This window comes from Staphylococcus simiae (assembly GCF_017357005.1).
GTDB lineage: Bacteria > Bacillota > Bacilli > Staphylococcales > Staphylococcaceae > Staphylococcus > Staphylococcus simiae_A.
On the sequence record NZ_CP071589.1, the window covers coordinates 783,659 to 801,954 of the forward strand.

The window sequence follows — 18,296 nt, forward strand, 5'->3', positions numbered from 1 at the left end:
GTGTAGGAAATAGGGGCTTATTTAAGTGTTTTGATTTATATATTTATTACCTATAATGATTATTTAGGTATTGATTACATTGCAGTCTTTTTTCCAGATTATTAAGGAAATATACAGAGTGTTAAAGTGCATTGAGGAAGTAATAAATATTTATATTTAGTTTGTTCATGTTTCTATTAAGGTAAGTTACCGTATTATAGTTAGTAACATGTTTGATCTTCATATTATGACATGACTTTTAGGAAACTTTAGAATTATGTTCTATGCTAAACATATCTAATCAAATTCTACTTATATGTTAAAATAAAATTAATTATTAATAGAAAAGGTTTGTTTATATGAATATTTATGCGGCTATGTTTTTAGCTTTGTTATTTATAGTGATATATTCAATTATTTGTACTCTTATTTATAATTTTAATTATAGACGTATGAATAACGGTAAGAATTTAAGTAGAAAACAAATATCGATTAACTTGATATTACACGCATTATTTGCATTAATATGGGTTGTAATAGCGATATATCTATCTTATTTTAAATAAATATCCAACATTAAAAAATAAATTAATAGTATAAGATGACTAAACATATAATTATATTTCGAGCCTGGGACATAAATCCCAAAAATAATAGCACAAAGATGATTTTATTTTTAAATCGTCTTTGTGCTATTTTATGTTCAATACTCCGTATTGTAGTTTCGCGTTCCTAGGGTGCTGTCTCAGCCTGTAGTCTTCGACTAGCACTGCTCCCTCAGGAGTCTTCACTACAATACTTCGTTTTTATTGTAAATGTCAATAAAAGAATGTACAAAAATGATTGTTTAAGAATGTACAAAAATGTCATTCTGTCTTTTCAACTTTCACAAAATGGTCTTTTAACCGATAAGACTTCCCAGTTATTTTTATGACATTTGAGTGATGTAATATGCGATCTAAAATGGCATTAGCTATTTTAGGGTCTTCAAATATTTCATTCCATAAATTGAAATTAATATTTGTAGTAAAAATGGTACTTTTCTTCTCATATCTTAAATCAATCAGTTGGAAAAAGAGTTTGGCATCTTCACTATCAATAGGTAAATAGCCTATTTCATCAATAATTAGTAATTTATATTTACTATAGTGCTTGAGTCTATTTTCTAACCGATTCTCTAATTGAGATTTTTTCAAATTTTGTATTAAATCATGACATTTAATGAAATACGTACTTACTCTTTTTTTCGCTGCTGACATACCAATTGATGTAGCTAAATGGGTTTTACCTACACCACTTGGACCTAAAAAGACAATATTCTGATGGTTTTCTATAAATCGTAAATGAGTAAAATCTACGATTTCTTGTTTATTGACGTTAGGTTGGAATGAAAAGTCAAAGTCGCACAGTTCCTTTTTAAAAGGGAATGCTGCTACCTTAACCATTGATTCAATCATATTCTTTTCTTTAACTGCGATTTCATAATCACTCAATTTAATTAAAGTATCAATAAATGATAAATCGTTAGTGATACTAAAATCTATCACTTCATCTAAATGAGTAATCATTTGATTCATTTTTAGATATGACAGATTATCTTTTAAACGTTGGTAGTTAGTAATATTATTCATCATACATCTCTCCTATCGTTTTTAAATTATCTAAGGCCAGCTGATTAATATCATCATGGTCTCCATAGGAGACAGCTAGCGTTTCTAAATAGTGTTGTTGCTGATAATTTAATTTATGATGGGTAATAGGATGCTCAACGATTAATTTGGTGTTATAATAAACAAACAAACGTTGATCATAAACTTGAACTTCAACCGTTTTTCCATAGTATTCAGCAGGAACTGAGTACTGATTGGAGCGATATGTAATCATATTCGAACGATTGACTTTCAAATATTTATGTTCTACTTTATATGAGTTTCTTACATGGACATTGGGTAATGGCTGTAAGAAGCTCTTTTCTTTTTTTACTTCAATAATTGGTATTTTTCCTGTCCCATTATGCACTGAGTAATTCAAACGATCATTTAATTCGTCAATAAATTGTGGAATTTCATGTAAGTATAATTGTCCTTGATAGGCATGAATTTCATCTAATATTTTCATAATGGATTCAACTTTACCTTTCGTTCTAGGACGACCAGCTATACACGGCTTCACTTTAAAATTAAAATCATCAGCGAATTGTTTGAATTTAGGATTAACTTGTCCACTAAACGTTTCAGTCCTAGGTTGACTCATCACTGTTTTCATATTATCTGTAACAAGTTCCTCTGGAACACCTTCAATAGATTCAAAAGCTTGAACCATTAAATTAAGTAATACATCTAATGATTTACTCATCGTAACTTGCATAATTTTGAAGCGTGAATATGACAGGAGTAAAACACCAATATTTAAAGATACCTCTTGATGATCCTTCGTTTTAAATCTTATATCTTCCTTCCAATCAAATTGAGCTTGGCAACCTGGTTTTGTTTCAAATCTAGTTGTTCCAACAGGCGTTGACTTTTGTCGTCCTTTTTTAAAATAATTATTGAATAAATCATGTTTTCTTATATATGTTCTAAATGTGGAATACGCACAATTTAGACCATGATTATCTTTAAGGTATTGCCATAACACGCGTTTATAAAAGAATTTCTGTTCACATTCTTCAGACAACAATTCTTTTATTAAATCATAATAGGGATCAATTTTAGATTGTTTTTTTCGATTAACCGAAGGTTTAAAGCCATTTAAATATTTATCTATTGTTCTTCGATCTACATTCATTTGTCTTGCGATTTCACTTTTATTAATTTTCATGTTTAAGCTCTCCATAACAATTTTTAATTTTGGTAAATCTGAAAGAGTTGTAACTTCATAATCTGTATTTATATCTAAAGATAATTTCATTGTTATTCACCTCAATAAAATTATCTCTAAATTTTACAGATTGTACATACTTAAACAGTCAAAAGTGTACATTATTAAATTATCATTTCCAGTTTTTATGTAATTTTACATGTAAATACTTCAAAAAAATAAGACACTTTCGTATAATTTAATAAATACCAATAAACTAAATTAACGAGGTGTCTTATGTATAAAGATTATAACATGACTCAACTTACACTACCAATGGAAACTTCAGTAAAAATTCCTCAAAATGATATTTCAAGATACGTTAATGACATTGTTGAAAGTATACCAGATAAAGAATTCGATGAATTCAAACATTACCGTGGTGCGACTTCTTACCATCCAAGAATGATGTTGAAAATTATTCTATATGCCTATACACAATCTGTATATTCTGGAAGAAAAATTGAAAGACTGCTCAATGATAGTCTTCGTATGATGTGGTTATCTCAAAACCAATCACCTTCGTATAAGACAATTAATCGTTTCAGAGTTAATCCTAAAACGGATGCTTTAATCGAATCTTTATTTATCCAATTTCATAGTCAGTGTCTAAAACAAAACCTTATTGATGATCAAGCTATTTTTATCGATGGAACCAAAGTAGAAGCTGATGCCAATCGATATACATTCGTATGGAAGAAAAGTATTTTAAACTATGAATCAGATATGAACGAAAATTCAAAAATAATCTATCAAGAATTGGTAAAAGACAAAATTATACCAGAGATTATAGAAGATAAAGATACTGATTTATCAAAAGAAGATGTTGATTTAATCGGTAGCCATTTGGATAAAGAAATCGAAGATTTAAATCAACAAATTGACAATGAAACACAACCAGAACTAAGAAAGCAAATTCGTAAAAAAAGAACAGAAATTAAAAAAGTTAAAAAGAAATTTGATGATTATTCTGAACGAAAAATGAAATATAAAGAGCAAAAAGCAATTCTTCAAGACCGCAATAGTTATTCTAAAACAGATCATGATGCTACCTTTATGAGAATGAAAGAAGATCATATGAAAAATGGACAACTTAAACCAGGATACAATTTACAAATAGCGACAAATTCACAATTTGTTTTATCATATAATGTCTACCAAAATCCAACAGATACTAGAACTTTAATACCATTTTTAACTTTGATTAACGAAACCTACGGTTATTTACCTGAGTATATCGTCGCTGATGCTGGTTATGGTAGTGAACAAAATTATATGTCTATCATAGATGATTTTAATAGAACACCTTTAATTACGTATGGAATGTTTATTAAAGATAAAACTAAAAAATTTAAAAGTGACATTTTTAATACTCAGAATTGGGATTATGATGAAATTAACGATGAATTTATTTGTCCAAATCAAAAACGATTAGGTTTTAAACGATATGCTTACCGTAACGATAAATATGGATTTAAAAGAGACTTTAAATTATATGAATGTGATGATTGTTCGGACTGTCCACTCAAACATCAATGTATGAAATCCAAGTCAAAAACAAATAAAAAAATAATGAAAAATTATAATTGGGAGTATTTTAAATCTCAAATTAATCAAAAGCTTTCTGAGCCAGAGACGAAAAAAATCTATAGTCAAAGAAAAATTGACGTAGAACCTGTTTTTGGATTCATGAAGGCTATTTTGGGGTTCACTAGAATGTCGGTTCGAGGGCTCGATAAGGTTAAACGTGAACTTGGATTTGTGCTAATGGCAGTTAACATAAGGAAAATAGCAGCTCAACGAGCTGTATATTTCAAAATTAAAAACGAAAAAGACAATTTCTATCAATTTTCAATAGAAATTGTCTTTTTTTTACTTAAACCTAGAACTTAATGTCCCAGACCCTTTTTACTAAGAAATAACTTATGATGTAATGAAAATAGAATTTATATATCCGATATAAAATTATAATTTATATTATTTATGTTAAAATAGAAATATAAATTATTATTATTTTCAAAGGGGCTATTCTTATGAATAAACAAAAGAAATATTATGTTCATACAATATTAACTATAATAGGTTTTACTGCACTGTGCACATTTATTCTGGGATTTCCATTTGGAACAATGTTAGGTTCAGGTCTAGGTTATACTATAGGTGTCTTGAATAAAGAAAATAATGATGAAGATTAAGTAAAAAATAACAGATTCAAGATTAGAGATTAACCATTAACAAGAAAGGAAGAATGTATGGTTACTTTATTATCTATCATATTAGTCGTTTCATTAGGTGAAACACTCTATCTCTTGCTTAAAATTAGAAATTTAAGAAAAAGTAATGCATCTGATAAAGAATATGAAAAAATGGTAAGCAACTACACTCCACTTGGAATTGCTACTCTTGTGATTTCAATTGTTATATTAGCGATATCATTTATATTTTAAGTTCGAATCTAAATAAATATAAGCACATATAAAAATTCGGTTGAGACATTACTATTATGTCATCAACCGAATTTTTTAATTAGTTATTATTCGTTTCTTTTTGGATATCGTCTGATATAGAATAATCTACTGTTTTTAATTTGGATATATCAATCTTTTTACTGCCTAGTTTTTTGCCAACTATACCTTGTGTTGCGGTAAGTGTAACTTCTTTATCATTCTGAAGTTGATAGGTGATTATACCTTTGGCAGTACCACCTTTTTTAATAGCATCGTGACTATGTGTTCGCCAACTTTCAAATTTTCCAGTGCTTGGTGTTGAACCTAGTTCTAAATTATTAACTGTATCTTTACTATCTTGAGTTGCATTTAATGATGCTATCCATACATTCGTAGCTGTAATAGCCTTATCATTAGCTTTGCTTTTTACTTCATATTCAAATGCTAATAATTTATGTTTGTTTTTAGAATCTTTATCATTGACTAAAAAGACATTTTTAATTTTAAGAACTGCTTTCTTAAGAACTAAAGTATCATTTTTAAATTGTACTTTATTATCATCAACTTTAGATGATTTTGAAGTATCTGTAGATTTCGTAGTGTCAGAACTTTTTGAGGAATCGGTGCTATCGTTCTCTTTGTTGTTACAAGCACTTAATAACAATAAACTTCCAAATAAAATAATTAAGGCTTTTTTCATTCTTCATTCTCCTTTAAATTTATCTATAAAATAACAACTAATTTTATTATAAAATAAGTAATTATTTTATATGATAAATATTATATACATATGAAGGGGAATTTGGAATATACTTTGATCAATTTTTTGTATTGATATATAAAGTTGTATCATCCATACGACATTATTAAATTCATAATTAATAGATAAAATCATAACTATAGACTAGTTAATTTCATCAAGGTTATTTAATTTTAACCTTTTTTAAAATATAAGAAGAACATGCACAAAATATTGATATTAAAAGTAAACATGTAAAAATAATAAAGTTAGTCCCAGAGATAGTGATATTAAATTCTGAACTACCATTGTCTTAAAAAGTGTAATCTATATTTAGAACTAGAATTATTAGCAATCCTATACTAGCACAAATACCTATAATATCGAGGAGTAATTTCATATAAGGAAACCTAATCTCATTGCTTTTCATGATTAACACATCCTAAGCTAGAATTTATTATTTTAATTATAATATACTAAAAAAATATAAAACTTACATTTCTTACTATTGTTAATATATCTATTGAAATATTTCAAAACTTTTTAGCAGTAATTACAATTAAATGATGTGAAAATCGTATGTTATTGATTTGAAATAATGTAATATAACTAACCAAGGATTATGGAGGTGATTATATGAAGTTATTCGCTATAATTTTAGGTCTACTTGTTATCATATCGTGGATATTTGTATTTAGAGAATATAAATTAGGTAATAAGAATAATGATAAAACTAAAAATATTATGCTAATTGCTTGTATATTAACCCTAGTGATGACTATCTTACAACGCTTTTATTAGAATCATTTTTAAAGTTTGTAAAAACTTGAATATAAATAGTAGGTGGATGATATGGAATTAGTTGGAAGAATAATTACCTTTATGATGTCAACTGTGTCAAATTGGTTAGGGAGTAGTGATTTAATTAAAGATATTAAACAAAAATTTAGTAATAAAAATCGGTAATGATAAGATGTATCGATTTTTAGTTCAACAAAGGTACTTGCTTATCTCCTTGTTTACTTATTATTCAACCAAGTATCTTTAGTACTTTAAATATAAATCATTCCACAATTTTAAGTATAAGTGTACATGGTGTCTTTATATTTATCAGCAAGTTCTATCATAAGTTAATCAAGGACAAGTTAACTATATGTCAGTTAGGTTATCATACTAAAAGTATTCATATGGAAAAACATTAAGAGGTTAATTGCTAAATAAGAAGGTGTTAATATTGATCAAGTTAGAACATTATCATTTAAATGCTAATAATAGAAGAAGCAACAAATATTTAAACATTCTGCATAAAGATTTTAAAGAGATAGGTAAATCTGGAAAAATATATACAAAAGATGAATTGACTAACAAAGGAGCTATTCCTGCTTTTAATTATAAAATTGAACAATTTGATCAAATAAATTTAACAGAAGATACCTTACATTGTATCTATCTTTTAAATAATATAGATAATAACGAATTGACTAGACGAAGTTCTATTTGGAAATTGGAATCTGATGAATGGAAGTTATTTTTCATCAAGGGACAATAGTTAATAACACTAAACAATAATGTCATATAGCACGATTAAATATTTTTTTCTAACAAAAAAATTTAGATTATTTTACAATTGGAAAACTTACATATCGCATTAAAATGTAAAATAACTAAATATCATAATATGAATTATTAATGAAATTAAATTAATCCTTTACTTTTATTAATATACGTGTATAATAGTAATTAAGTAATAAAGAGCGTGAAGAAAATTGTGAGTTATTTATTGAATATATCTCCTTTTCATTTATGAATTTGTTACAAATATTTAGTGCAAAAGCACGACGGAGGTATTCGATATGAATAACGGTACAGTTAAATGGTTTAATGCAGAAAAAGGTTTTGGTTTCATCGAAAGAGAAGATGGTAACGACGTATTCGTACATTTCTCAGCAATCGCTGAAGATGGATACAAATCATTAGAAGAAGGCCAAAAAGTTGAATTCGACATCGTTGAAGGCGACCGTGGCGAACAAGCAGCAAACGTAGTTAAAATGTAATTTTAATTATAACAGAGCTCTCACTAGAGGGCTCTTTTTTTATAGTCAAAATACGCAAAAATAAGGAGTGGGGCTTATATCAATGGCATTAATTGATACAAACTCTACTCCTTTTTATATGATTGAAATAGTAATAAAAATATATAAAACGATATACGGTTAAGCTTTGCTAAAAACGTCAACACTATATAAATTTGTTTGTCCACAATGATGACATGTGACAGCAAATGCTGGTAACGTTTTTTCGTTATGTTCAAAACTAGGTATTGCAAATTTCGCTTTGTTAATGGCTATATTTGGTTTATAACAACAAACGTGCCTATTTTTTGAATTTAGAAACTGTGTCATTTGTGCAATTTCCACTTCAGTAAATTGATTGTTATTCATCATAGTCACAACCTTTCAATTTAAAATAATAATAAGTCAGTCTAAAGAGACTTTGAGACAACAGCAACATGACTTATCATTGTTATATTATTTTAAGTTATTTTTTAAAAGTAAGCTGAATTGTGCCTAATTGAATAAAAATCATTCCAGAGTGTCATTTTGATTTTTAAAATGAGCATGTAAAATTGCCTAAATAAAAAAATCGCCAATATCAGACTTTAATAATGACGAAAATTAAAGTCTGACTGGCGACAACAAGAAGTAATGTTAAACACTTACAAATGTCTAACACTAATAGAATAACATATCATATTTGTTGTTGCTACTTAATTAATAATTTAAAATATGGTGCTGTGCTATAATTTTAGTAAAAATTATTTATTAACTTTAGAAATTGTTCATAACACAATAAGTTGCGATTCAATTATTTAAAATTTAATAGGGTGCTAATATAAAGACTAACGCCTTTATGTTGCATCATGAGTATCGAAAATGTTCAATTCCAATTGTTTAAAATCTGCTGATACATACAAAGACGTATCATTGATTACAACTTGATGATTATCTATTATAATATCAGCTAATATTTTATAACTACCGTTTGATAAAGGCTGAACAATAGAAAGTTGTTGTTCATTTTGTTGTATCACAAGTTGTTTAGATGATTGGTTATTAATGTGCCATTCTGCCATAATTGATTCTCCTAGATGTCATTTTTAACAATAAATGACTGATAATTTAAGTGTCGAAACTATAATTTAACTAAAACTTTGTTCTATTTCAGTGAATGTTTTAGTAGTCACTTTAATATTGTTAATATTATCATTTTTAAGGTCACCTGTTAAATAACCATGATTGATTAATATTTTGCAATTATAAACGAAATCATCAAAGTTTCGGTCGCAAAAGAATTGATCATGTGCTGTTTGAGCATCATCAAAAAAGTTAGCCTGTTCTTCACTTTGTCCTTCATTTGAGCGCTCCATATACAATTTATAAAATTTAGCTATCGTATATTTTTGTTCTTGAGTTAAATGATTCAAAATTAACATCCTCCTAGTATGAATACAATTACTCTAGCTATACCCATTTATGCTCATGAAACAAACCTTTGTCACAAATTAGTTGTTATTGTAGCTTTTAACTAATTTTAACTTATAGTCCTTAGTGAAATTATCTGTGATAGCATAAGGTGAAATGATGTATAAACTATGACTTTTGACAGCATCTTTACTAACACCAAATTTATAGGCTTGATAAATAATTTTTGTACAATATGTAAAATTTTTGCTATTCAAATTTAAAGTAACTAAATAGCGATGATCTGTATTTTCATAATTATCTTTAACCCATGTTGCAGCTTTTTGGCCGGCTCCAGGTTTTGTACAACGATAGACTTTCATCCAATCATTTTTCCCAGAAGCATAGATATATTTAAATGAATCAAAAGACTGCGTCATTGGTTTATCACCAGGACCTTCAATTTGCAAAATATTTTTATTATCTATAGCAATACTGCTATGACCAAAGAAACCATATAGCACTGGACCTTTAGTAATAATAATGTCGCCAGGTTGCAATTTGAAATCATCATGACTAGTATCGATACTTTTGTCAGCAGACATGACGGTTTGATTAATAATAAAAGGTAAACTACATAATAACATTAATATAACTAAAAAAAGTTTTAATAACTTCAAACGTCTTCTCCTCACTAATAATTAATAAAAAAGAGCGGGAAGAAAGTTATAGTAAACTTTCTGACTCGCTCAAAAATGTTAGTTATAATATGCCGAATAATAGCGTATAAATTAATATAGCAAAACCAAAAATATAAAACACTACAGTGAAACTTAAATAAGATTCTTTTTTAGATTCTTTTTTGGAAGTACGCATAAGAATTAGAATAACTGTACCACATACTAAAAATATAAGTGATAACCAGAATAATGCAATAAAATGTAAACTCATTGTTAGTTCCTCCTTTTCAATTCTATTAATTAATAAGATCATAAAAAATTGGATATATATAGTAGAGTGTCAATACAATGTTAATTAAAAAGAGTAACTCGCTTAATAAATCTTTGGCGATCATTGCTATGATAAAAGTAGTAATTAAAACAATACTGCATATGATAATGCCAGGTAGCAACCAAAGATTGTTATCCCAATGTTGATTGTAGGTAATTACTATATTAAATAAGGCAAAGATAATAGTTAGGATCAAATTAATACTACTCAATTTTGATATTTTCATGATTGACACCTTCTAGTTGTTAATAGATTCAACAGTCTATTTACTATGATAGCATGATTTTAATGAGCATACATAAAAAAGTATGACAAATCTATTAATTGAGATAACACGATTAGCAAAATAAATTACTAAAATTCACTTTCATTAACTACTAAAAATGCTGTAATTATGAATAAATTAGCAACAATTGTTTTTTTAAACAAAAAATGTGCAAAAATTGAATTTTGCACATAGACAAATATGAGTTTTCTGATAAGATTAGTAACAAGACTTTAAAATTAATGCTAAATGTTCTTTGTCACTCTGAATCTATTAATTTAATCTAAGTATTAAACACATTCGTTTAACTTAAACATAAATATTGTATTGTTTAGCAGTCCGAATTACTCGACAACAATTAAAAAAACAAAAAGGGAGTAGATGAGCTGACCCCAATTAGTGGGAATAAAATAAAAACACTTCCGTTGAATTCGTGTAAAATGAATCTAAACGGAGGTGTTTTTCTATGAAAAGAGTATCTTATTCATTAGAAACTAAAAATAAAGCTATTGAAATGAAAAGTGCTGGTTATACTTCAAAACAAATTATGGAGACCTTAAATATTAGAAATAGAACACAGGTCGATACATGGTGGCGTTGGTATCGAAATGGAGAAAGTTATAGATTTTCTCAACAAGTAGGAAAACAGTACAGTTATGGCAAGGGTATTGAAGAATTAAGTGAATTAGAAAGACTAGAATTAGAGCTTAAAAGAAAAGATGTTGAATTGGACATTTTAAAAAAGTACAAAGAATTGGAAAGGAAGTGGTTCCAGTAGTAGTTATAGAATTAGTAGAAGAATTGAAGGATAAGTATTCAACCAAAATGATACTTGAGGTTTTAAACATACCTAAATCAACATTTTATAGATGGAAAAAGAACCAAAATAAAATAGATTTTATTACTGAAAAAGTCATTGAATTATGTGAAGAAAACAACTATACCTACGGTTATCGAAAGATTACAGCGCTAATTAATCAATCATCTTCTGTACCTGTTAATCATAAACGAATTCAGAGAATTATGCAGGAGAACAATTTGAATTGTCGAGTTAGACCTAAAAAGGCTAAAAAAGCTGGATCTGCTTATTATAAAACAGATAATTTATTACAAAGACAATTTAAAGCTAATCAACCAATGAAGTTACTAACTACTGACATTACTTATTTACCATTCGGTAATTCAATGTTGTATTTATCTTCGATTATGGATCTTTACAATGGAGAGATTGTGGCATATAAAATAGGATCTAAACAGGATCAAAATTTAGTTAACGAAACATTAAATCAACTAGATATACCCGAGGGTTGTATACTACATAGCGATCAGGGAAGTGTGTATACATCGTATTCTTACTATCACTTATGCGAAGAAAAAGGCATTGTCAGAAGCATGTCCCGTAAGGGAACACCTGCTGACAATGCCCCGATAGAAAGTTTCCATTCCTCGCTAAAGTGTGAAACCTTTTATCTCAACAATGAGCTTAGTAGCTCTAATAACATTGTAATCGATATTGTGGAAAAATACATTGATTATTATAATAAATTTAGAATTCAACAAAAACTAGGCTACTTTTCTCCTATAGATTTTAGAAAATTAGCAGCCTAGAATATAGTGTTTTTATTAAGTTCCCGTTTTAAGGGTTCAGTGCCTAGATCGTATGACTTTCTATAATTTCATCATGGGATTTGAAAATGACAATACACCATTCGGAAAATTAGCACATCATATTAGCGAAGATAAGCAATTTCCTAAAACAGAAAAAAATAATAGTGCCATAAGAGCATATGTGATTTCTAACTATAAAGACCAACAATTAATTGAAATGACAAATCGAGCGATTAGTATATATATGATAAGTTAATTAGTGTAATACCAATTATGATTATATAATGCATGGCGTACATCATTGGTCTTAAAATTGACTTCATTATTTTTGATTGAAAATGGTTCGATAATATCTTTATCTAACCAAGTATTAATGAGTTCATTAGGGACACCATCTAATAACATTTCACTTTTGCTAATTATAAAACATTCCCATTCAAGTGAAATATTTTGTGGATTCACATAATTACAATGATTATGTTGGTCCATAAACAGTCACTCCTTTAGATTTCTATATTATTCAGGTTCTCTATTTTTCAGGACTGATAAATAAAAAGTGAATAGTTTAAAATATAAATTATTTTGAAGCCGAGACTCCTGAGGTAGGGACCCAACATAGAGAAACTGTGAAACAGTTTCTACAAGCAATGAAAGTTGGGCATAGCTAGGCTAAAAAAATAATTATGTATCAGTCCAATTTGGGAGAGAACCGTTATTCATAAAATAATTACCCATATTATTTTGATGATAAACAAAATAATCATCATTTTTTGAAATTTGTATAATATAAAATGAATGCGTTTTACTATCAATCACTTTTGAATAATGATTTAATATATTTTGTAGTCATTTTAATAAAAAGATAATACATTTGAACTACGCAAAACTTTTTATTGAAGAGGTGCTTATTGTGACTAAAACATTATACTTAATGCGTCATGGTCAAACTTTATTTAATTTTAAAGGAATTATTCAAGGGGCTGGGGACTCTCCATTAACAGAACTTGGAATTAGTCAGGCAAAGAAGGCTAAACAATATTTCGATAATTTGGGGATAACTTTCGATAGTTTCTATTCATCAACACAAGAACGTGCAAGTGATACTTTGGAAAATGTAGTTCCTGGAACAGAATACATACGCTTAAAAGGACTTAAAGAATGGCATTTTGGCATGTTCGAAGGTGAGACAGTTCATCTTTTCGACAATATGGTTCAACCAGATGATTTATTTGGTGATCGCATGGTGCCATTTGGAGGCGAATCAAAAGAGCAAGTTGCTACTAGATTAGTTGCTACTATGAAAGATATTATGACAAATACTTCTGAAAATGCATTAGTCGTCAGTCATGGTACAGCAATAGCGCTATTTTTAAGACAATATTTAAATATTGAACAAGCGGTAAAATATAATATAGGCAATTGTAATATATTAAAATTCGAATATGATGATACTAACAATAACTTTGAATTTATAGAATTAATTGATCCAGTAATATAATAACAAACGAGTCGATTTGAGTAGATATTATTATCTCAAATCGACTCGCTTTTTTATTACCATCAAAATATTTCATCGAATAACTAATATCAATCCTAAACGAATAAATATATTAATTTTTGAAAAATCATTAAAGCAACAATAATAATGATGATGCTAGATATTTTATTAACTAAAATTAATAACTTACCACTTTTGTCAAAAGAACCAACAACTTTACCTAATATGGCGAGCAATATAAACCACAACCAAGAAACAGCAATACAAGCTAGCGTAAAAGCAACTTTGTTATTACCTTCATATACAGCTGCGCTACTTCCAATGACGCCAATAGTATCCATGATCGCATGTGGATTCAACAATGATACGGATAAAGCAAAACTAATTTGTTTAAAGGCTGACAATGATTCGTTGTCTTGATTGTTGTGAGGCTTTTCAAACCACAATGTCCAGGCCATATAACACAAGAATATTAAACCTATCATGTAAATTACAGCCTGTAAAACAGGTAATGACATTAAAATTAGAGAAATTCCAATAACGGCGATAGTAATTAATAAACTATCTGACAAACCTGCAGTAATAATTGCAGGAAGGGCATAACGTAATTTAGATTGATTGGCACCTTGATTAAAGATAAAAACATTTTGAGCGCCTAAAGGTAATATCAAACCAATAGCTAGTAATAGTCCGTGAATAATTGCAGCTACCATATATACTCCTTTTATTTTTCAAATTATGAAAATTCTGATTTTAACTATAATCATTTATTATACATGACATATTAGTAATTGAAAGCAGTATCGTTACTTTTAAAAGTTGTAAACGATGAAATAATGAAGTGCCTTTCAAGAATGATTGAATGTAAATAGAAAGTATAAAGTGGTTTGAAGTCAAGATACTTGAGTTGGAAATAAGTTATTAAAAGTTAGAAATAGAGTTAGCTGTAGTAGTGTAAATTGTGATGAGTAGTAATCGAAAATATTAGTGCTAGTTGTTAGTGAACCATAATAAAAGACTATTTTTGACATAAAAAAACTGCACAACAACATTTAAGAAGGCAGTTAACTTATAACTATATGTTATTTTAATAAATCATAACATAACCAGTGTTCATCAAAATAGTCATTATTAATCTTAATAGCATTCTTTTCGAAGCCTAAATTATCAAAGCCTAAAGAGCTGTAAAATACTTTAGCACTAATATTATTAGAAACGATAGACGCTAATACTGATTCATAACCCATTTCTCGAGCATATTGAATAATGTGCTTAATCAATTTACTATTGATATCCTTGTCATTTTCTTGAATGAAATTAAATTTGATGATGGATTTATGTTCTTTGCCTACAATTTGAACTTGCTCTAAAGTAGCAGTACCAATTAATGATTTATTGTTGAAATATCCAAAAACATTGCAACTTGATGAAGGTCTAGATAGTATGTCTTTCATTAAGCTTTCGGTCATAGTTTGGCTATATTGTAAATCTTGAGTGAATTCTTCTTTAACTGATGTAATTAGATTTTTATAATCTTGGTAATCATTAGAAGATAAAGTTTTAATTGTATTCATTACTAACCTCCCTAATGTCTAATGGTAAAACATGCAAGCTAAAATTATCTTAAATACATATTAAAATGTTTATTAAAAATTTGCAATCAAAGAATTTTAAAACAAAACATAATTTATGAATAAAAAATTCCGTGAAACTTATTATGTATTAGCACTTTTTAAAATATTCAAAAATTCAACTTTAAAAATTTAATTATATAATCAATTAATTGATTGACAAACCGCGGAACAATAAATAGTTTATAGTTAACTTAATAAGATTGTCAGTAACTTTTTGAATAATAAATAATGATAAATCAGCATATTTTAACCTTAGTTAATGTTGACGGAGTGAATGGGATTCATCATCAGAAATAGACGTAGGGATTTTATATTATTTTACATGACGGGCATTCTATAGTGAAAATTTTTAAAATTTATTTCTTGCCCACACTCGACTATCAATAACTGTTATGATTCATTTGCATGTAACAGATAAAAAAAGCTATTAACAAGTTTGTACCTGTTAATAGCATCTAAAACTTTATTTATATGATGAATTACTCAACTACTTCAACATTTAAATCAACATTGATATTACCACGAGTAGCTTTAGAATATGGACAGAATTCGTGTGCCATTTGTAAATACTTCTCTGCATCTTCTTGTGATAATACATTTTTAACTTTTGCATCTATAGAAACGCTTAATTGTGGACTTTCGGCATTTGGATCATCCTCTAAGCGAACAGTTAATGTTACTTCTGGTTCAGCACCACGTACTTTATTTTGTTTTAAAATCAAATCAAATGCACCATTGAAACAAGATGCATAACTAGCTGCAAATAATTGTTCTGGATTTGTTGCTTTGCCATCTGCTTGTTGTGGTGGTAATACATCTACATCAATTGCATGATCGTCAGTGTAGACATGTCCCTTACGACCACCTGTATTTGTAGCTTTAGTTTCATAGTGAACTGCCATAATTATTACCTCCTTGAATAGTTATATTTATTATCTACCCGTTTTAATATATTTAAATCATGAACATACAAACAATAACTTTAGTATTTTATCATTGAAGCACTAAAAAGAGTTTTATAAAATACTAGTTAATGGAAGTAGAAAAGAGGAACTAAAATGAATGATGTCAAAGTCGTAGTAACTATCGCACCTGAACAAATCATTACGCAACAATTAATAGATGAAATTAAAGTTAAAATAGCTGATATTGATATAGTAGAACTTAGAATTGATCAATTACATGATGTATCGAAAGAAGCAATTCGTGTGTTAATAAAGGACTTAAGGTCTATTTTAAATCAGCAACAACTATTAGTGACTTACCGCACAAATCAGCAAGGTGGTAAAGGTAATTTACTACAGGATGACTATATTAATCTTCTATATATGTTAGCAGAGACAAAAGATATAGATATAATTGATATCGAATGGGATCAACATATTGATGTTAATTTATATCAACACATGATAGCAACAGTTCAACCGATGACAAAAGTTATTTTGTCACATCATAATTTTGATGAAACACCTACACAAGAAGAATTGAATTTTATTTATTATAAAATGCAAAAATTCCAACCAGATTATGTTAAGGTTGCTGTGATGCCTCAAGATAAAGATGATGTGATTAAATTATTGCAAGCTATGTCATTAGCTTCCCAGTCAATCAGTTCAAAAGTAGTTGGTATTTCCATGTCACATCTTGGATTAGTATCGCGTACTGCTCAGGGTGTCTTTGGGGGATCATTGACATATGGCTGTTTGGGTGAACCACAAGCACCAGGTCAAATTGATGTTTCGCAATTAAGTAGACAAATCGCATTATATACTAACAAGTAGTTTAGTTGAATTTGCTTAAGGCATATCATATAATTGATAAGTATTATCAATAGTACGTGAGGGAGCGATTTTAAGTGGATTTACAACAAGCAATAGCAGAAAGACGAAGTGTTAAAAAGTTTAAAAGAGATATGCATATTGATGACAATGCTTTATATGAAGCAATCGAAAAAGCTGCTGATGCTCCGAATCATGGTATGAGAGAGCCGTGGAGATTAGTACATGTATCTAAAGATCGTTTAGGTGATATGAGTGAAGACATATCAAAATTTGCGTTTCCCAATGAATTAGATAAGCAACAAAGTCATTATGATGCGGTTACTAAATTAGGGGGCATGTTACTGCTAATTATGAAGACAGACCCTAGACAAAAACAAAATAGAGAGAATTATTTTGCATTTGGAGCGTACGCACAAAATTTAATGCTATTACTTTATGAAGCAGGTATTGGTACATGTTGGAAATCACCAATGTATATCTTTGATCCAAAAGTAAGAAAAGTACTAGGTGTTAAAAATGATGAAATTTTAGCAGGATTTTTATACTTAACTGATTTAGAAGAAGAAATGCCTAAAGCGCCGCGTAAAAATAAAAATCTTATCACAGAATATTAAAGTTATCCAAGTATTAAGTAATACTAAAAACAGGTCTGAAGAGCGCTCTTCAGACCTGTTGTGCTAATTAAACTTATTTGTTAAATGTTTCTGCTAAAAATGTTTCAACTTGTTCTGGTGATTTTGCATTAGCTGAATGCAAATGTGCAATTTTATGATCGTTTTCAAATACTAATAAACTAGGAATACCCATAACATCATTATCAGCTGCTACGTCCTCAAGTTCATCACGATTCACTGAATACCATTGGTAGTTATTATATTCTTCCATAATTGGATCTATCCACATATCCATAGCTTTACAGTCGGGACACCAACCAGCTTCAAATTTAATAATCACAGGTTGATCACTATTGATAATGTTCTTAAACTCTTCTGTCGTTGAAATTGATTTCATCTT

25 protein-coding genes are annotated in these 18,296 nt (G+C 28.4%); 11 read left to right on the plus strand and 14 right to left on the minus strand.

The window, feature by feature from the left end; all coding sequences use genetic code 11:
- Nucleotides 1-845: 845 nt before the first annotated feature.
- The gene (gene istB / locus J3R86_RS03515) at nucleotides 846-1,610 is read right to left on the minus strand and encodes an IS21-like element helper ATPase IstB (RefSeq protein ID WP_207516745.1); all 765 of its coding nucleotides are present in this window, start codon (nucleotides 1,608-1,610) and stop codon (nucleotides 846-848) included.
- Nucleotides 1,603-2,889, minus strand: a complete 1,287-nt coding sequence (gene istA, locus J3R86_RS03520) for an IS21 family transposase (protein WP_207516747.1) — start codon at nucleotides 2,887-2,889, stop codon at nucleotides 1,603-1,605. The genes istB and istA overlap by 8 nt, the downstream gene beginning before the upstream one ends.
- Nucleotides 2,890-3,075: 186 nt before the next feature.
- On the opposite strand from istA, the gene J3R86_RS03525 reads away from it, so the two are divergent.
- The 3 genes from J3R86_RS03525 (at nucleotide 3,076) to J3R86_RS03535 (ending at nucleotide 5,285) form a co-directional block, all read left to right on the plus strand.
- Entirely contained in the window at nucleotides 3,076-4,731 is a 1,656-nt protein-coding gene (locus J3R86_RS03525) for an IS1182 family transposase (protein WP_207517263.1), read from the plus strand.
- A 140-nt stretch (nucleotides 4,732-4,871) separates the two neighbouring features.
- A complete protein-coding gene (locus tag J3R86_RS03530) occupies nucleotides 4,872-5,033 on the plus strand; it encodes a hypothetical protein (protein ID WP_207518078.1) in 162 nt (53 codons plus the stop codon).
- Between the two features lie 57 nt (nucleotides 5,034-5,090).
- Nucleotides 5,091-5,285, plus strand: coding sequence for a hypothetical protein (locus tag J3R86_RS03535; RefSeq protein ID WP_207518079.1), 195 nt, complete (start codon nucleotides 5,091-5,093; stop codon nucleotides 5,283-5,285).
- Nucleotides 5,286-5,364: 79 nt separating this feature from the next.
- On the opposite strand, the gene J3R86_RS03540 is transcribed toward J3R86_RS03535, so the two are convergent.
- Nucleotides 5,365-5,985, minus strand: coding sequence for a DUF5067 domain-containing protein (locus J3R86_RS03540; protein WP_207518080.1), 621 nt, complete (start codon nucleotides 5,983-5,985; stop codon nucleotides 5,365-5,367).
- Between the two features lie 675 nt (nucleotides 5,986-6,660).
- Here J3R86_RS03540 and J3R86_RS03545 point away from each other — a divergent pair.
- The 3 genes from J3R86_RS03545 (at nucleotide 6,661) to J3R86_RS03555 (ending at nucleotide 8,078) form a co-directional block, all read left to right on the plus strand.
- The gene (locus J3R86_RS03545) at nucleotides 6,661-6,825 is read left to right on the plus strand and encodes a hypothetical protein (RefSeq protein ID WP_207518081.1); all 165 of its coding nucleotides are present in this window, start codon (nucleotides 6,661-6,663) and stop codon (nucleotides 6,823-6,825) included.
- A gap of 433 nt (nucleotides 6,826-7,258) precedes the next feature.
- Nucleotides 7,259-7,573, plus strand: coding sequence for a DUF4440 domain-containing protein (locus J3R86_RS03550; RefSeq protein WP_207518082.1), 315 nt, complete (start codon nucleotides 7,259-7,261; stop codon nucleotides 7,571-7,573).
- A gap of 304 nt (nucleotides 7,574-7,877) precedes the next feature.
- A complete protein-coding gene (locus J3R86_RS03555) occupies nucleotides 7,878-8,078 on the plus strand; it encodes a cold-shock protein (RefSeq protein ID WP_002461971.1) in 201 nt (66 codons plus the stop codon).
- Between the two features lie 159 nt (nucleotides 8,079-8,237).
- Here J3R86_RS03555 and J3R86_RS03560 read toward each other — a convergent pair whose 3' ends face one another.
- The 6 genes from J3R86_RS03560 to tsaA all read right to left on the minus strand — a co-directional run bounded on the left by J3R86_RS03560 (nucleotide 8,238) and on the right by tsaA (nucleotide 10,722).
- Nucleotides 8,238-8,465: a hypothetical protein gene (locus tag J3R86_RS03560; protein ID WP_207518083.1), complete on the minus strand. Its 228-nt coding sequence runs from the start codon at nucleotides 8,463-8,465 to the stop codon at nucleotides 8,238-8,240.
- A 467-nt stretch (nucleotides 8,466-8,932) separates the two neighbouring features.
- Entirely contained in the window at nucleotides 8,933-9,157 is a 225-nt protein-coding gene (locus tag J3R86_RS03565) for a hypothetical protein (protein WP_207518084.1), read from the minus strand.
- 66 nt (nucleotides 9,158-9,223) lie between these two features.
- Nucleotides 9,224-9,508: a hypothetical protein gene (locus J3R86_RS03570; protein WP_207518085.1), complete on the minus strand. Its 285-nt coding sequence runs from the start codon at nucleotides 9,506-9,508 to the stop codon at nucleotides 9,224-9,226.
- A gap of 78 nt (nucleotides 9,509-9,586) precedes the next feature.
- Nucleotides 9,587-10,132 (minus strand): lipoprotein N-acylation protein LnsA, encoded by a 546-nt coding sequence (gene lnsA, locus J3R86_RS03575; RefSeq protein ID WP_207518509.1) that lies wholly within the window; start codon nucleotides 10,130-10,132, stop codon nucleotides 9,587-9,589.
- 115 nt (nucleotides 10,133-10,247) lie between these two features.
- Nucleotides 10,248-10,436: a type II toxin-antitoxin system toxin TsaT gene (gene tsaT / locus J3R86_RS03580; RefSeq protein ID WP_002463925.1), complete on the minus strand. Its 189-nt coding sequence runs from the start codon at nucleotides 10,434-10,436 to the stop codon at nucleotides 10,248-10,250.
- Nucleotides 10,437-10,461: 25 nt separating this feature from the next.
- Entirely contained in the window at nucleotides 10,462-10,722 is a 261-nt protein-coding gene (tsaA, locus tag J3R86_RS12170) for a type II toxin-antitoxin system antitoxin TsaA (protein WP_242685748.1), read from the minus strand.
- Between the two features lie 505 nt (nucleotides 10,723-11,227).
- Between tsaA and J3R86_RS03585 the strand changes: the two genes are divergently transcribed.
- Nucleotides 11,228-12,369 (plus strand): IS3 family transposase gene (locus J3R86_RS03585; RefSeq protein WP_207516677.1). Its coding sequence is split into 2 segments (ribosomal slippage): nucleotides 11,228-11,498 and nucleotides 11,498-12,369, totalling 1,143 coding nucleotides; the frame shifts between segments, so codons are not numbered across the junction.
- A gap of 52 nt (nucleotides 12,370-12,421) precedes the next feature.
- On the plus strand, nucleotides 12,422-12,625 hold the full coding sequence (locus tag J3R86_RS03590) for a sterile alpha motif-like domain-containing protein (RefSeq protein ID WP_207518086.1): 204 nt from the start codon (nucleotides 12,422-12,424) through the stop codon (nucleotides 12,623-12,625).
- Here J3R86_RS03590 and J3R86_RS03595 read toward each other — a convergent pair.
- Nucleotides 12,622-12,858 carry a hypothetical protein gene (locus J3R86_RS03595; RefSeq protein ID WP_207518087.1) on the minus strand — a complete coding sequence of 79 codons (237 nt, stop codon included), beginning with the start codon at nucleotides 12,856-12,858 and terminating at the stop codon, nucleotides 12,622-12,624. The two genes, J3R86_RS03590 and J3R86_RS03595, sit on opposite strands and share 4 nt — an antisense overlap.
- A 421-nt stretch (nucleotides 12,859-13,279) precedes the next feature.
- On the opposite strand from J3R86_RS03595, the gene J3R86_RS03600 reads away from it, so the two are divergent.
- Nucleotides 13,280-13,867, plus strand: a complete 588-nt coding sequence (locus tag J3R86_RS03600; protein ID WP_207518088.1) for a histidine phosphatase family protein — start codon at nucleotides 13,280-13,282, stop codon at nucleotides 13,865-13,867.
- A 95-nt stretch (nucleotides 13,868-13,962) separates the two neighbouring features.
- On the opposite strand, the gene J3R86_RS03605 is transcribed toward J3R86_RS03600, so the two are convergent.
- From J3R86_RS03605 to J3R86_RS03615, 3 genes are all read right to left on the minus strand, one after another.
- Complete coding sequence (locus J3R86_RS03605) at nucleotides 13,963-14,580, minus strand: LysE/ArgO family amino acid transporter (protein WP_207518089.1); 618 nt, start codon at nucleotides 14,578-14,580, stop codon at nucleotides 13,963-13,965.
- A 369-nt stretch (nucleotides 14,581-14,949) separates the two neighbouring features.
- Nucleotides 14,950-15,441, minus strand: a complete 492-nt coding sequence (locus J3R86_RS03610) for a GNAT family N-acetyltransferase (RefSeq protein ID WP_207518090.1) — start codon at nucleotides 15,439-15,441, stop codon at nucleotides 14,950-14,952.
- A 539-nt stretch (nucleotides 15,442-15,980) separates the two neighbouring features.
- Nucleotides 15,981-16,403, minus strand: a complete 423-nt coding sequence (locus J3R86_RS03615) for an organic hydroperoxide resistance protein (protein ID WP_207518091.1) — start codon at nucleotides 16,401-16,403, stop codon at nucleotides 15,981-15,983.
- Between the two features lie 156 nt (nucleotides 16,404-16,559).
- On the opposite strand from J3R86_RS03615, the gene aroD reads away from it, so the two are divergent.
- Nucleotides 16,560-17,282 carry a type I 3-dehydroquinate dehydratase gene (gene aroD, locus J3R86_RS03620; protein WP_207518092.1) on the plus strand — a complete coding sequence of 241 codons (723 nt, stop codon included), beginning with the start codon at nucleotides 16,560-16,562 and terminating at the stop codon, nucleotides 17,280-17,282.
- Nucleotides 17,283-17,356: 74 nt separating this feature from the next.
- Entirely contained in the window at nucleotides 17,357-17,896 is a 540-nt protein-coding gene (locus J3R86_RS03625; protein WP_207518093.1) for a nitroreductase family protein, read from the plus strand.
- A gap of 73 nt (nucleotides 17,897-17,969) precedes the next feature.
- On the opposite strand, the gene J3R86_RS03630 is transcribed toward J3R86_RS03625, so the two are convergent.
- Nucleotides 17,970-18,293: a thioredoxin family protein gene (locus J3R86_RS03630; protein WP_207518094.1), complete on the minus strand. Its 324-nt coding sequence runs from the start codon at nucleotides 18,291-18,293 to the stop codon at nucleotides 17,970-17,972.
- Nucleotides 18,294-18,296 lie beyond the last annotated feature (3 nt).